Source organism: Hydrogenophaga sp. GW101-3F08, from assembly GCF_059424585.1.
Map to the genome: position 1 here is coordinate 233,284 of NZ_JBWKZP010000006.1, position 11,887 is coordinate 245,170.

General features: G+C 67.0%; 11 protein-coding genes. 4 read left to right on the forward strand and 7 right to left on the reverse strand.

What is annotated here, in order from left to right; all coding sequences use genetic code 11:
* Window positions 1–41: 41 nt before the first annotated feature.
* The 3 genes from AC07YZ_RS16785 to AC07YZ_RS16795 form a co-directional block, all read right to left on the reverse strand.
* Window positions 42–632: a DUF3501 family protein gene (locus AC07YZ_RS16785; protein WP_494795534.1), complete on the reverse strand. Its 591-nt coding sequence runs from the start codon at window positions 630–632 to the stop codon at window positions 42–44.
* A gap of 55 nt (window positions 633–687) precedes the next feature.
* Window positions 688–2,037 (reverse strand): (Fe-S)-binding protein, encoded by a 1,350-nt coding sequence (locus AC07YZ_RS16790; protein ID WP_494795535.1) that lies wholly within the window; start codon window positions 2,035–2,037, stop codon window positions 688–690.
* 184 nt (window positions 2,038–2,221) lie between these two features.
* A complete protein-coding gene (locus AC07YZ_RS16795) occupies window positions 2,222–2,644 on the reverse strand; it encodes a rubrerythrin family protein (protein WP_068176239.1) in 423 nt (140 codons plus the stop codon).
* Window positions 2,645–2,925: 281 nt separating this feature from the next.
* Between AC07YZ_RS16795 and AC07YZ_RS16800 the strand changes: the two genes are divergently transcribed.
* The 3 genes from AC07YZ_RS16800 to AC07YZ_RS16810 are packed head-to-tail and all read left to right on the forward strand — an operon-like array spanning window position 2,926 to window position 5,492.
* On the forward strand, window positions 2,926–3,546 hold the full coding sequence (locus AC07YZ_RS16800; RefSeq protein WP_226491661.1) for a VOC family protein: 621 nt from the start codon (window positions 2,926–2,928) through the stop codon (window positions 3,544–3,546).
* A gap of 15 nt (window positions 3,547–3,561) precedes the next feature.
* Window positions 3,562–5,298: an FAD-dependent oxidoreductase gene (locus tag AC07YZ_RS16805; RefSeq protein WP_494795536.1), complete on the forward strand. Its 1,737-nt coding sequence runs from the start codon at window positions 3,562–3,564 to the stop codon at window positions 5,296–5,298.
* On the forward strand, window positions 5,295–5,492 hold the full coding sequence (locus AC07YZ_RS16810; RefSeq protein WP_226491659.1) for a DUF2783 domain-containing protein: 198 nt from the start codon (window positions 5,295–5,297) through the stop codon (window positions 5,490–5,492). The genes AC07YZ_RS16805 and AC07YZ_RS16810 overlap by 4 nt, the downstream gene beginning before the upstream one ends.
* Before the next feature lie 19 nt (window positions 5,493–5,511).
* Here the strand turns inward: AC07YZ_RS16810 and AC07YZ_RS16815 are convergent, their stop codons facing one another.
* Entirely contained in the window at window positions 5,512–6,639 is a 1,128-nt protein-coding gene (locus AC07YZ_RS16815; protein ID WP_494795537.1) for an SMP-30/gluconolactonase/LRE family protein, read from the reverse strand.
* 222 nt (window positions 6,640–6,861) lie between these two features.
* On the opposite strand from AC07YZ_RS16815, the gene AC07YZ_RS16820 reads away from it, so the two are divergent.
* On the forward strand, window positions 6,862–9,768 hold the full coding sequence (locus AC07YZ_RS16820) for a valine--tRNA ligase (protein WP_494795538.1): 2,907 nt from the start codon (window positions 6,862–6,864) through the stop codon (window positions 9,766–9,768).
* 39 nt (window positions 9,769–9,807) lie between these two features.
* On the opposite strand, the gene AC07YZ_RS16825 is transcribed toward AC07YZ_RS16820, so the two are convergent.
* The 3 genes from AC07YZ_RS16825 to AC07YZ_RS16835 form a co-directional block, all read right to left on the reverse strand.
* Complete coding sequence (locus AC07YZ_RS16825) at window positions 9,808–10,854, reverse strand: NAD(P)-dependent oxidoreductase (RefSeq protein WP_226491656.1); 1,047 nt, start codon at window positions 10,852–10,854, stop codon at window positions 9,808–9,810.
* A 47-nt stretch (window positions 10,855–10,901) separates the two neighbouring features.
* On the reverse strand, window positions 10,902–11,129 hold the full coding sequence (locus AC07YZ_RS16830) for a sulfurtransferase TusA family protein (RefSeq protein ID WP_226491655.1): 228 nt from the start codon (window positions 11,127–11,129) through the stop codon (window positions 10,902–10,904).
* Window positions 11,130–11,207: 78 nt separating this feature from the next.
* On the reverse strand, window positions 11,208–11,768 hold the full coding sequence (locus AC07YZ_RS16835; RefSeq protein WP_226491654.1) for an NUDIX domain-containing protein: 561 nt from the start codon (window positions 11,766–11,768) through the stop codon (window positions 11,208–11,210).
* Window positions 11,769–11,887: the final 119 nt, after the last annotated feature.

Here is an 11,887-nt window from a genome sequence, read left to right on the forward strand (position 1 = left end):
GGGCTTCCCGCAGGAAGCCCGATTATCGTCAACGGGGCGGTTTACTTCAGGTCACCCGCCAGGCTGGCCAGGGTTTCCATGGGGATCTGGGTGTGGGCCGGGTAGTGGGTGTGGTCGCAACCCAGTTTGACGGCGCCACCGGCCTTGACGGTGGCGCACATGGGGGGCGTGAGCTCGAAGCGCACGAAGTGCACGGCCGAGGTCTTTTCGTCGTTCTCGCGGTCCAGGTCTTCGTCGGCGATGGCGTAGACACGGGCCTGGCCGTCGACCTCGACGAACAAGCGGTCTTCCACGCCGATCAGGCGGGCCAGCTCGCGCTTGCGCTCGTTGGCGTCGGTGTACTCGATCATCACCGTGGCCTTCCAGTTGCTGCCATCGGGCACCAGCGGCGCATAGGCCTCGATCTCCTGCTGGATGCCCTCTTCCTCGAAGATCTTTTCGATGCGCAGCATCTCCTGGATCTGGTAGCGGATGGTGGTCTCGCTCTCGAACTGCAGGTTGATGTGTTCGCCCAGCTGCACGCTGCGCAGCTTGCGGTGGGCGATGACCTCAGGCTTGTGGGCCTTGCGCCACTTGCTGTAGGCCTCCAGGCTCATGAGGCTGTCGGTGGTGATGTGTCCGGTGAGTTGCATGTCTTTTTTCTCCGATGGCGCCGTTGTCCTGAATGGGGATCTGACCCCGTTTCACTTACTTCAGGCCGTAGGCGCGCGCGACCAGCGACAGCGGGTGCTGCAGCTCCGGCGCGCCCAGGCCGTTGACTTCAAACCCCTGGGCGATGTGGTGACCGCCGAGCGGACAGTCGGAGCTGATGAAGTCGGGTTGGGCGCCGTCCTTCATGGTGGCCATGGCCTTGAACACCGGTTTGCCGATTTTCATGGCCTGCTGGTGGTGGGCCTTCTTCACGCCGAAGGTGCCGGCGTGCCCCGAGCAGCGCTCGATGGTGTTGAGCGTGGTGCCGGGAATCATCTTGAACATCTCCTCGGTCTTGCGGCCGATGTTCTGCACCCGGCCGTGGCAGGGGATCTGGTAGCTCACGTTGCCCAGCGGCTGCGGGAATTCGGTCTTCAAGAGACCGTCGCGCTTGCGCGCCATGAGGTATTCGAACGGGTCCCACAGGTGCTCCTTCACGAGCTGCACGTCGGCGTCGCCCGGGAACATGAGCGGGATCTCCTGCTTGAACATCAGTGCGCAGCTCGGCACCGCGGCGAGGATGGCGTAGCCGTCTTTCGCGTACTTCGCCAGCACCGGAATGTTGGCTTCCTTGCTGGCCTGCACCGAGTCCAGATCACCCAGCTCCAGCTTGGGCATGCCGCAGCATTTTTCCTTTTCGACGATCACGTACGGGATGCCGTTGTGGTTCAGGATCTTGAGCAGATCGAGACCGATGCCGGGTTCGTTGTAGTTGATGTAGCAGGTGGAAAAGATCGCCACCTTGCCCGGTGTCTTTTCGCCATCGACCACGTTGGACGAAGTGGCCTGCGGCGTGCCGGAGCGGAATTTTTTCGTGGCCAGCTCGGGCAGCCAGGCGTTCTTGTCCACCCCGGCCACGCTTTCCATGACGCTGCGCATGGCCTTGGTCTTGTTCACCGCGTTGGCCACCTGCACCACGACGGGAATGCCGGCGAACTGACCGTGCACGTCGGTGGAGGCAAGGAAACGCTCGGCCAGCTTCACCCCACCCTGCTTGAACTTGATGGCCTTGGCGCGCAGCATGGTGTGCGGGAAGTCCACGTTCCATTCGTGCGGCGGCGTGTACGGGCACTTGGTCATGTAGCACAGGTCGCACATGTAGCACTGGTCCACCACCTTCCAGTAATCGGACTTGGCGACACCGTCCACCTCCTGGGTCGAACTCTCGTCGACCAGATCGAACAGGGTGGGAAACGCGCCGCACAGACTCACACAGCGCCGGCAACCGTGGCAGATGTCGAAGATGCGCTCCAACTCGACAAAGCACTTTCCTTCATCGTAAAAGTCGGGCCCCGTCCAGTCGAGCGCATGCCGCGTCGGTGCCTGCAGGTTGCCTTCGGTCGCCATGTCTCTTCTCCTCGTCTGTGCGGGTTGGATCGTGGGTTTTTGAAAGCGCTCGAAAAATTAAAAACGCTTTCAAAAACGGCGTCCGGAGAGAAGTCCCAGAACGCCGCGGAACCGGCTCCGCCGGGCCGCCAGCGTTGCCCCCTTGAGGGGGTCGCGCGCAGCGCGGCGGGGGTGTTTCAGACCGTCAATCCACCAATTCATTCAGCGCCTTGGTGTAGCGGTTCGCGTGCGAGCGCTCCGCCTTGGCCAGGGTCTCGAACCAGTCGGCGATTTCGTCGAAACCTTCTTCGCGCGCGGTCTTGGCCATGCCCGGGTACATGTCGGTGTACTCGTGGGTTTCGCCGGCCACGGCCGATTCCAGGTTCTGGCGTGTGGGGCCGATGGGCAGTCCGGTGGCCGGGTCGCCCGACTGCTCCAGAAACTCCAGGTGGCCGTGCGCGTGGCCGGTTTCGCCTTCGGCGGTCGAGCGGAACAGGGCCGCCACGTCGTTCTGGCCTTCCACGTCGGCCTTGTTCGCGAAGTACAGGTAACGGCGGTTGGCCTGGGATTCGCCGGCGAAGGCGTCTTTCAGGCACTGCTCGGTTTTTGAACCTTTCAATGCAGCCATGGGGTATCTCCTGGTCGTGGTTGAAGAAACGCCCAGCGGAAGGCCAGGATCAGGCCAGGCCCGATGGGACCGGCAAACCTTACGCCCCTTGCAAGAGACCGTCTAATTGTTCTGGGCTATGTGACATATTGTTTGTATCTATGAAGGCGATAGCTTTGATAACAATTCTCAACATCATCGACAGCGCCACCGGAAACCCTCAAACTGACAGCACTTCACCACCCCTCTAGAATTTCGATGGGTTAAATCAATTACACATAGGTGAATATCAGGAGACCGCCATGACCACCGTCACCCCCTTGCCCCCGCCGGCCCCCATCCAGCAGCTTCACCACTACGCCTACCGCGCGCGCGACGCCGAAGAAACGCGCCACTTCTACGAAGACATCCTGGGCCTGCCGCTCTACCACATCATCCAGAGCGACTTCGTGCCCAGCACCGGCGAGTACTGCCCCTACACGCACTTCTTCTTCCGCCTGCAGGACGGTTCGTTCATCGCCTTCTTCGACCTCGGCGACGACGAGGCCGCCCTGCCCAGCCCGAACACGCCCAAGTGGGTCAACCACATCAGCTTTCGCGTCGATACGGTCGAAGAGCTGGAGAACACCAAGACCCGCCTGGAGGCCAGCGGCATCGAGGTGCTGGGCGTGACCGACCACCACATCTTCAAGAGCATCTACTTCTTCGACCCCAACGGCATCCGGCTGGAACTCACTGCCCAGCTGGCCAACGCGTTCGAGATGCTGGAAGACAGCAAGACCGCCCACGCCCGACTGGCCGCATGGAACGCGCGCAAGGAACAGTGGCGCCGCGAGCGCGCCGAGGGCAAGACCAGCGCACCGCTCAAGCCGCAGCAGAACGACCGCCCCGAGGTGGCGGCGCGCGCCCACACCCCCAACTGAGGCCGGAGCCCACCCATGAACAGCACGACCCTGGCCTACCGGGAAGCGGCCCACACCAACGGTTATCAGTACACCAGCGGCACCGGGTACGAGCTGCCGGAGTACCCGTTCGTGCCGCCGCCCGAGCTGCACAGCGGCACCACGGTGCGCCACCCGGTGGTGATCGCCGGGGGCGGCATCACCGGGCTGACCATGGCGTGTGCGCTGGCGCGCCTGGGCGTGCGCGCGGTGCTGATCGACGAGGACAACACGGTGGGCGTCAAGGGCGCTTCATCGCGCGGCATCTGCTACACGCAGAAGTCGCTGGAGATCTTCGAGCGCCTGGGCATCTACGAGCGCATCGCGGCCAAGGGGGTGCAGTGGAGCGTGGGCCGCACCTTCGCCGGCGCCGACGAGGTCTACAGCTTCGACCTGCGCCAGCAAGGCAGCTTCCACCTCTCGCGCCAGCCGCCGTTCATCAACATCCAGCAGTTCTACATCGAGGGCTTCCTGGTCGAGCGCATCCAGGAGCTCGGCCACGTGGAGCTGCGCTGGAAGAACCGGCTGGTGGGGTTCGAGCAGAACGAGGACTGCGCCACGCTCACGGTGGAAACCCCCGCCGGCAGCTACCGCATCGAAGCCGAACACGTGATCGACGCCACGGGCTCGCACAGCCCGCTGCGCCAGTGGCTGCAGGTGCCGTTCGATTCGCGCCGGGGCGACGACCGCTGGTGCATCGCCGACGTGCGCTTTTCCAGGCACCCGCCGGTGGAACGCCACACCTGGATTGAAGCGCCGTTCAACGAGAACCGCGCGGTCTGGCAGCACCTGATGGCCGACGACGTCTGGCGCATCGACTACCAGATGGCGCCCGACAGCGACCCCGAGGTGGTGAGCCGCGAATCGGCCGTGCGCGAGCGGCTGGCGCGCCAGTTCGGCCCCGACGCGGCGGTGGAGATCGTCTGGGTCGGCCCCTACGCCTACCGCAGCGAATGCGTGCACGCCATGCGCCACGGCCGGGTCTTCCTGATGGGCGATTCGGCCAAGGTGGTGAGCCCGTTTGGCGCGCGCGGCGGCAACACCGGCGTGGCCGATGCGGACAACCTGGCCTGGAAACTCGCCGCCGTGCTGCGCGGCAAGGCCGACGCCTCGCTGCTGACGAGCTACAACGACGAGCGGCTGGAAGCCGCGCAGCAGAACGTGTGCGTGACCAACCGCACCGCGCGGTTCCTGCGCCCGGCCGACGGCGCCGAGCGCCTGTTCCGCCAGGCCGCGATCGGTCTGGCCCGGCAGTTTCCGTTTGCCCGCTCGCTCATCAACACCGGCCGCATGGCGGTGGCCAACCCCTACAGCCATTCCAGCGCCTGCACCTACGCGCCCGGAGGCGGGGCCGGCCTGTCGGTGCAGAACGTGCGTTTTGCCTGGGCCGACGGCGGCCACGGCTGCGTGAACGACCTGCTCGACTGGGCCGTGGGCGATCTGCTGGTGCTGGTGTTTGGCGACGTGTCGGCGGCGGCCCTGCAACGCCTGCGCCGCCTGTGTTTCGACTCCCCCGTGCGCAGCGTGCAGGTGCTCGGCCCCGACGCCCCGGCCCAGGTGCTCGAACATGTGCGCGACCCGCAGGGCCATCTGCAGGGGGCCTGCCATGTGTTCGGCCACGCCTGGGCGCTGGTGCGGCCCGACGGCTACCTGGCCGCCACCGGCGAATCGGTCGACAGCCACCTGGTGTCGGCCATTGAGCGCTCCCTGGGCCTGCGCGGAGACACCCCATGAAACAGAACCCCCATTTCCAGGACGCCGACGCTTTCTACGAACAGCTGCTCGATGCCCACGCGGGCCTGAGCCGCGAAGAGGCCGAGCTGTTCAACGCCCGGCTCATCCTGCTGCTGGCCAACCAGGTGGGCGAAGCGCGCGTGCTGCGCGAGTGCATCGAAGCGGCGCGCCAGTTACCGCCGGCCACCGCCTGAGCGCCAAGCGGCAGGGCCTTCAGGGCAGCGTGGACGGGCGCGGCATCCAGCCCAGGCTGTGGGCGTGCAGGCTCTGGATGTAGACCCGGTCGGCCGTTTCGGTCACGGCCGTGGTGTCCGGGTACTGGCCCGAGGGGTCCTGCCAGTCGGCCACGATGCGACCGTCCTCGGTGAATGCCGCCACGTGGCCGTAGGCCTTGGGCACGGGCCACAGCGAGCGCGGCAGGCGCAGCGTCATCTCGCGCAGCCAGGGCTTGGCCGCCATGTTGTCGATCACCGGGTTGCGGGGTTTGACCAGGCCCACCCAGAGGCGGCCGGCGTCGCCGCGCATCAGGTTGTCGGGGTAGCCCGGCAGGTTGTCGAGCAGGATGCGTGCGCCGCCCGTGGGGCCGCCGCTGAGGTCCAGACCGCGCGCCGAGGCGGGAATGGCCCAGATGCGGTAGCGCCCGGTTTCGGCGACGAACAGGGTCTGCTCATCGGCCGAGAGCGCGATGCCGTTGGCGAACGACAGGCCCTTGGCCACCAGCGCGGTGCGGCCATCGGCGTCGCCGTAGACCAGCACCCGGCCGGTGGCCGACTGCTCCAGGATGTCGAGCACGCTGGCCTCGAAGGTGCCGCCCCACTCGCGCGCGCCAAAGCGGGTGGAGGCGTCGGTGAAGAACATCTGCTGCGGCGCGGCCGGGTCGCGGCTGACCACCACCGCGTCGGCGTAGCGGATCGGGTCCTCGCCCAGCCGGTCGCTCAACACCTGGACCTCGCCACCGGCGCCGATGCGCAGCAGCCCGCGCATGGCATCGGCCGCGATCAGGCGGCCCTCGCGGTCGAAATCGAAGCCCAGCACCCGGCCGCCGGTGTTCACGTGCGTCTGCAGGTCCGAGCCATCGGGGGCCATGCGCAGCACCTTGCCACTGACCACGGTGGTGTAGAGCCGACCGTCGGGGCCGATCCGCACGTGCTCGGGGCCTTCCTCGCCCCCCAGGTCGATCAGGCGCAGACCGGCCAGCCGGGTGTTCGCCGCATGCGCGCCCTGGTAACCCGGAGGCGCCAGGGGCGCCCAGCTCGCCGCAGCGATCGGCACCGGCCAGAGCAGCAGATACACCACCAGCAGCGCCAGCAGCAGCAACAGAGCGATTCCAGCCTTCTTCATCGTGTGTCTCCCGGGTGTGCGCGGCGCGGCCAGCGGGCCGGTGCCACAAGCGGGCCATTCTGCCCGATGGCTCAGCCCCAGCCGGACCGGCGCGCTGAAGTCTGACAGTGCCAGCGCGTGCCCGGTGGCAGCGCGGGCGGGCCCGTAAAATCGGGGGTTCCGCCGCCTGGCCCTGCCTTCCATGGGCCATGCCCGGCGCGGCAACCCTCCCCCGGAACCAGCATGTCAAACACCCCCGATCAACCCGGCCTCAACAGCCTGTCCAAATCCTTTGAACCCGCGGCCATCGAGGCCCACTGGGGGCCGTTCTGGGAACAGCAGGGCCACGGCGTGGCGGGCTACCGCGGCACGGGCGCGCCCAGGGAAGGCGCGCCGTCCTTCGCCATCCAGCTGCCGCCGCCCAACGTGACCGGCACGCTGCACATGGGCCACGCCTTCAACCAGACCATCATGGACAGCCTCACGCGCTACCACCGCATGAGCGGCGCCAACACGGTCTGGGTGCCGGGCACTGACCACGCAGGCATCGCCACGCAGATCGTGGTGGAGCGCCAGCTGCAGGAAAAAGGCATCAGCCGCCACGACATGGGCCCCACGCCCGCCGAAGCGCGCAAGAACTTCGTCGCCAAGGTCTGGGAATGGAAGGAAGAAAGCGGCAACACCATCACCACGCAGATGCGCCGCATGGGCGATTCCGTGGACTGGAGCCGCGAGTACTTCACCATGGACGAGAAGCTCAGCAAGGTCGTCACCGACACCTTCGTGAAGCTGTACCAGCAGGGCCTGATCTACCGTGGCAAGCGCCTGGTGAACTGGGACCCGGTGCTGATGTCGGCCGTGTCCGACCTGGAAGTGGAGAGTGAAGAGGAAGACGGCTCGCTCTGGCACATTGCCTACCCGCTGGTCAACGGCAGCGGTCACCTGACCGTGGCCACCACCCGCCCCGAAACCCTGCTGGGTGACGTGGCCGTGATGGTTCACCCCGAGGACGAGCGCTACAGCGCGCTGATCGGCCAGTACGTGAAGCTGCCACTGTGCGACCGTGAGATTCCCGTGATCGCCGACGCCTATGTGGACCGCGAATTCGGCACCGGCGTGGTCAAGGTCACGCCCGCGCACGACGCCAACGACTACGCGGTCGGCCAGCGCCACCAGTTGCCCATCATCGGCGTGCTGGCGCTCAACGCCACCATCAACGACAACGCGCCCGAGAAGTACCGCGGCCTGGACCGATTCGTGGCGCGCAAGGCCGTGGTGGCCGACCTCGAAGCCGCCGGCCTGCTGGTCGAGACCAAGAAACACAAGCTCATGGTGCCGCGCTGCGCGCGCACCGGCCAGGTGATCGAGCCCATGCTGACGGACCAGTGGTTCGTGGCCATGACCTCCAAAGGCAATGAACACAACACCAGCGGTACCTCGATCGCCGACAAGGCCATTGCCGCCGTGCAGTCGGGCGAGGTGACCTTCGTGCCGGAGAACTGGGTCAACACCTACAACCAGTGGATGAACAACATCCAGGACTGGTGCATCAGCCGCCAGCTCTGGTGGGGCCACCAGATCCCGGCCTGGTACGACGAGCAGGGCCAGGTCTACGTGGCACATAACGAAGCCGAAGCGCAAGCCCTGGCCGGCACCGGCAAGACGCTCACGCGAGACCCCGACGTGCTGGACACCTGGTACTCCTCGGCGCTCGTGCCCTTCTCCACCATGGGCTGGCCCGAACAAGGCAGCGCCGCCACCGACGACTACAACCTGTACCTGCCCAGCACCGTGCTGGTCACGGGCTACGACATCATCTTCTTCTGGGTGGCCCGGATGATCATGATGACGACGCACTTCACCGGCCGCGTGCCGTTCAAACACGTCTACATCCACGGCCTGGTGCGCGACGCGCAGGGCCAGAAGATGAGCAAGAGCGAAGGCAACGTGCTGGACCCGGTGGACCTGATCGACGGCATCGCGCTCGCACCGCTGCTGGACAAACGCACGACCGGCCTGCGCAAGCCAGAGACCGCCCCCAAGGTGCGCAAGCAGACCGAAAAGGAATTCCCCGACGGCATCCCGGCCTACGGCGCGGACGCGCTGCGCTTTACCTTCGCCGCGCTGGCCTCGCTGGGCCGCAGCATCAACTTCGACAGCAAGCGCTGCGAGGGCTACCGCAACTTCTGCAACAAGCTCTGGAACGCCACGCGCTTCACGCTGATGAACTGCGAGGGCCAGGACTGCGGCCTGCTGGAGCACACCCAGGCCGACTGCGCCGTGGGTGGCTCGGCCCACGGCTACCTGAGCTTCAGCCCCGCCGACCGCTGGATCGTCTCCAAGCTGCAGCGCGTGGAGGCCGAGGTGGCCCAGGGCTTCGCCGAGTACCGGCTGGACAACGTGGCCAACACGGTCTACGACTTCGTCTGGAACGAGTTCTGCGACTGGTACCTGGAGATCGCCAAGGTGCAGATCAACACCGGCAACGAGGCGCAGCAACGCGCCACGCGCCGCACCCTGATCCGCACGCTGGAGACCATCCTGCGCCTGGCGCACCCGGTCATCCCGTTCATCACCGAAGAACTGTGGCAGAAGGTCGCGCCCGTGGCGGGCCGCGCCGGCGAGTCGGTGAGCGTGGCGGCCTACCCGGTGAGCCAGCCCGAGCGCATCGATCAAACCGCCGAAGCGGCCGTGGCCAAGCTCAAGGGCTTGGTGGACGCCTGCCGCACCCTGCGCGGCGAGATGAACGTGTCACCCGCCACGCGACTGCCGCTGTACGTGCTGGGCGACACCGCCTTCATGCAGGCCAACGCTGCGGTGCTCCAGGGCCTGGCCAAGCTGAGCGAAGTCAAGGTCTTCACCGACGAGGCCGCCTGGGCCGCGGCGGCTCAGGCTGCACCCGTGGCCGTGGTGGGCGAGGCGCGCCTGTGCCTGTTCATGGAGATCGACGTGGCCGCCGAGAAGGCCCGTCTGACCAAGGAAGCCACCCGGCTGGAAGGCGAGATCGCGAAGGCGACGGCCAAGCTCGCCAACGAAGCCTTCGTGGCCAAGGCGCCGGCCGCGGTGCTGGAGCAGGAGAAGAAGCGCGTGGCCGACTTCGGCGCCACGTTGGGCAAGGTGCGCGAGCAACTGGCGCGGCTCGGGGCCTGAAAAACGGGACAGTCTGCGCCGCCGCCCGGCGGCGCGACTTCATCGCCGGGGCGGTTCGAATGAGCCCCACTGCGAGGGCGAGACCGAATGGGGATCGTCGTTTCCCGCGATGTCCAGGCTGTCCAGCAGGCCGAAGTCGCTGGCCCGGATGCCGGGGTCGCCACGGGTGGTCGAAGGCGTGAGCGTTTCATGCACGCGGTGGGCCACGTACCAGCTGGAGCGCAACTTGGCCTCGCGTGTGTGTGAGCCCAGGCGCGGCGTCAGGTGCAGGTTGGGAATGCCGAACAGCGGCGAGCCTTCGGCGGCGAAGTTCGGGTTCGCCCCATCGAGCAGGCAGGCATCGATGCGGCCATCGGTCAGGGCATGGGCCAGCGCCGCGGGGTCGAACAGGGAACTGCGGCTCACGCCCACCCAGAGCTGGCCGGGCTTGCAATGGTTCAGCACATGGTCATTGAGCCAGCCCCGAAAGCGCACGGCGTACACCACCTGCAAGGACACCGCGTCCGAGCGCGACAACAGCTCCGGCAGGGTGACCGGCTCCACCCCGATCTTGTCCCAGATCGGCGCGGCGTGGTGCACAGCCGGGTCGTAGCCCAGCAGGCGCACGCCCATCGCCTTGAGCATGGGCGCCAGGACGTGCGCCACCGGCGCCAGCCCCAGCAGGCCCACCGTGCTGCCGGCGAGCTCGCGCCCCATGCGCACCTGCGCGAGCTGGCGGCCCAGCAGCGCGCTGATCATGCCGCGGCGGTAGAGCATGAGCAGGCCGTAGAGCAGGTATTCAGCGTTGGAGCGCACCGTGGCGCTGCGCGCCTGGACCACCCGCACCTGGCGCCGGGCGCAGGCTTCGAGGTCGGTGTTGTCGCTGGAGATCTGCATGCGCGCGATCAGCAGCAGCTTGGGTGAAAAATCGAGGAACTCGCGGGACACCACCACGTGCGGCGGCAGCACGATGGCACGCGTTTTGTAGGTGTGCGTGCGCAGCTTGATCGGGTCGTCGCCCAGCTCGGGCCGGTAGCTGACGTCGTGGCGCTCCTGCAGCCAGGTCAGCGCTTCGGGGACCAGGGGATCAACCAGCAGGACGTCCATGGCGCAGGGCGGTGCGTGGGGTGCGGTCCGGGGGAGCCGCAGGCGGCTCAGCGGCGTTTGATCAAGGTGAAGTGATCACCACCCACCGTCTGCTGCTCCAGCAGCTCGTTGCCGGTCTGCTTGGCGAAGGCCTGGAAATCGCGCACCGATCCAGCGTCGGTGGAAATCACGCGCAGCACCTGACCGCTGTGCATGTCGGCCAGGGCCTTCTTGGCCTTCAGAATGGGCAACGGGCAATTCAGGCCACGGGCATCAAGTTCTTTGTCGGCGTGCATGGGGGGTTCCTCTGGATCGCTGATTCTAAGCCGCGCCACGGCCCGCCGGGACGGCGCGGGCGCGTGGCCCGCGGTGTTTCAGTCGGCCCGATCGACCGGCGCGGTGGTGGTGTCGGGCGGTGGCCAATCCATGAACGCTGGCTCGATGCCCCGGCTGCGCAGCCAGTCGGCCAGCGCCAGGCCGGTACCGGCGTGCCAGCATTTGACCTGCTCGGGGGCCAGCAGCCGGTACTCCACCAGCTCGGGCGAAAGCCGGACCTCGCCCTGGGCCACGGCGTGGTAGGTGATGATGATCTGGTTCATGCGCTGGAAATCGTGCACCCCCACCAACCGCAGCTCGGTCACGTCCAGGCTGGTTTCTTCGGCGATCTCGCGCCGTATCCCTTCCTCGGGCGTCTCGCCGGCTTCCATGAACCCGGTGATCAGGCCAAACATGCGGTGTTGCCAGGCGGCGTTGCGCGCCAGCAGGACACGGCCCTGCAGCTCAACGATGGCCGCCAGCACCGGCGTGGGGTTGTTCCAGTGCGTGAAGTCGCAGGCGGGGCAACGCAGCCGCTCCTTGAAACCGCCGTCCTCCTCGGCGCCCGTGAGCCGCAGCGGGGTGGCACAAGCCGGGCAAAAGCGGAAGTCTGTCGTCATGCGATCAGGCCCCTCCCCGGATAGCCAAGGCCCCTAACCGTGGACACCGCCGGGCCGCCCTTCGACAAGCTCAGGACGGACGGCTGGTGTCGCCCCAGGGGAAGGCGCCGCAAGCACTT